The 813-nt window shown below is 69.9% G+C and carries 2 protein-coding genes; both read left to right on the top strand.

The genetic code is table 11. The annotated features are described in order from the left end of the window. On the top strand, window positions 1–381 hold a 381-nt coding region (locus LPA54_RS33510; RefSeq protein WP_228984486.1), incomplete at its 5' end, for an ABC transporter permease. Window positions 382–387: 6 nt separating this feature from the next. Further along, a partial coding sequence (locus LPA54_RS33515; protein WP_228984487.1) for an ABC transporter permease occupies window positions 388–813 on the top strand: 426 nt, incomplete at its 3' end.

Here is an 813-nt window from a genome sequence, read left to right on the forward strand (position 1 = left end):
GTACAGCGGCTGGTGGTGCCCCGGGTCCTGGCCGCCATGGGCGTCGCGGTCCTGCTCAACGGCCTGGTCTCCGTCGTCGGCATCCTCGGCGGCTACTTCTTCAACGTCGTCATGCAGGGCGGCACCCCCGGCGCCTACCTCTCCAGCTTCTCCGCCCTCGCCCAGCTTCCCGACCTGTACGTCAGCGAACTGAAGGCCCTGGTCTTCGGGTTCATCGCCGGCATCGTCGCCGCCTACCGGGGCCTCAACCCGCGCGGCGGCCCCAAGGGCGTCGGCGACGCCGTCAACCAGTCCGTCGTCATCACGTTCCTCCTGCTCTTCTTCGTCAACATGGTGATGACGGCCGTCTACCTCCAGATCGTCCCGCCGAAGGGAGGCTGAGGTCCGATGGCCTCCCCGCTCGCCCTGCTCGACCGCTCCGGCGACCATCTGCTCTTCTACGTACGGGCCCTGCTGTGGATCCCGCGGACCCTGCGCCGCTACCTCAAGGAGGTGCAGCGCCTGCTGGCCGAGGTGGCCATCGGCTCCGGCGGCCTCGGCGTCGTCGGCGGCACCATCGGCGTGATGATCGCGATGACGCTCTTCACCGGGACCGTCGTCGGGCTCCAGGGCTACGCGGCCCTCGACCAGATCGGCACGGCCGCGTTCACCGGATTCGTCTCCGCCTACTTCAACACCCGGGAGATCGCCCCCCTGGTCGCCGGCCTCGCCCTCTCCGCGACCGTCGGCGCCGGCTTCACCGCCCAGCTCGGCGCCATGCGCATCAACGAGGAGGTCGACGCACTCGAGGGCATGGGCATCCGCTCCATGCCC

The organism is Streptomyces sp. DH12, from assembly GCF_020873895.1.
GTDB lineage: Bacteria > Actinomycetota > Actinomycetes > Streptomycetales > Streptomycetaceae > Streptomyces.